This window comes from Halomonas sp., from assembly GCF_041689495.1.
In the GTDB taxonomy this organism is placed as follows: domain Bacteria; phylum Pseudomonadota; class Gammaproteobacteria; order Pseudomonadales; family Halomonadaceae; genus Halomonas.
Genome location: NZ_JBDNGD010000542.1, coordinates 1 through 1157, shown reverse-complemented (window position 1 = coordinate 1157; position 1157 = coordinate 1). Strand labels below are relative to the sequence as shown.

The window sequence follows — 1157 nt, the reverse complement described above, 5'->3', positions numbered from 1 at the left end:
GGTGGGGCCCTGCCCTGCGACTGACCCGCGGCCAATGAGGCTCGCGTGCTCACTGAATAACGACGGAGGAGTCACGACGTGGATCTGACAGCAAGTCTGCAAGGGCTGGTCGGCGGCGTGCTGATCGGCCTCTCGGCCACCTGGCTGATGGCGTCCCTGGGTCGCATCGCCGGGATCAGCGGCATCATCGGTAACCTGATCACGCAGCGACCCAAGGGCGATAGCGCCTGGCGTCTGGCCTTTGTGCTCGGCCTGGTCAGCGGCCCGGTGGTGCTGATGCTGCTGGGCGGCGGCCTGGGCGATTCGACGTTCAGCCTCGGCAATGTAGTCGGCAGCCCCGGCGAGGTCGTCGGCCAGCCCGCCGGCGGTGTCGTGCTGATGCTGGTGGCCGGCCTGCTGGTGGGCGTGGGGACCAGCCTGGGTAGCGGTTGTACCAGCGGCCATGGGGTCTGCGGTCTGGCACGGCTGTCGCCGCGCTCCCTGGTGGCCACCCTGACCTTCCTGGCGGCCGCCATCATCACCGTCTTCGTGGTTCGCCACGTACTGGGAGGTGGGGCATGAAGACCGTTCACCTCAAGACCCTGGCGGGGTATATCGCCGGCCTGGTCTTTGGTCTCGGACTGGCCATCTCCGGCATGACCGATCCCGCCCGGGTGCTGGGCTTCCTGGATGTCGCCGGTGCCTGGGACCCGACCCTGATGTTTGTGCTGGGTGGCGCCGTGGTGACCAACTTCATTGGCTACCGGCTGGTGCTGCGTCGCAAGGCACCGCTCTACGGCAATGCCTTCCAGCTTCCCACCCGCCAGGATCTGGACGCTCGGCTGATCGGCGGCGCCACCCTGTTCGGCATCGGCTGGGGGCTCTCCGGCTACTGCCCGGGCCCGGCCTTCGCCTCCATCGCCGGGCTCACCGGCCCTCTGGTCGCGATGCTGGTGGCGATGGTTGCCGGCTGGTTCCTGGCGAGGCAATTTCCCGCCAAGGCGTGAATCGATGGCCCTCATCCCTCAGGGTGCCGGGCCACCCATCAACTCGATGAACGCTGCCTCATCGGGCATGCCCTGGATGCGGTCCAGCTCGTCCTCGACACGGAAGACCGTGGTCGGGGTGGCGAAGAAGCCCAGCGATTCGAAGAGCTGGTTGTTGGAGTAGACCTGCTC

2 protein-coding genes are annotated in these 1157 nt (G+C 67.5%); both read left to right on the top strand.

The annotated features are described in order from the left end of the window. Positions 1-78 precede the first annotated feature (78 nt). On the top strand, positions 79-561 hold the full coding sequence (locus ACESMD_RS15725; RefSeq protein WP_372614822.1) for a YeeE/YedE family protein: 483 nt from the start codon (positions 79-81) through the stop codon (positions 559-561). Beyond that, positions 558-986, top strand: a complete 429-nt coding sequence (locus tag ACESMD_RS15720; protein ID WP_372614820.1) for a DUF6691 family protein — start codon at positions 558-560, stop codon at positions 984-986. The genes ACESMD_RS15725 and ACESMD_RS15720 overlap by 4 nt, the downstream gene beginning before the upstream one ends. Positions 987-1157: the final 171 nt, after the last annotated feature.

Excerpts from the sequence above, each read along its gene's own strand:
- ACESMD_RS15720 (WP_372614820.1), top strand. The coding sequence starts at position 558 with ATGAAGACCGTTCACCTCAAGACCCTGGCGGGGTATATCGCCGGCCTG.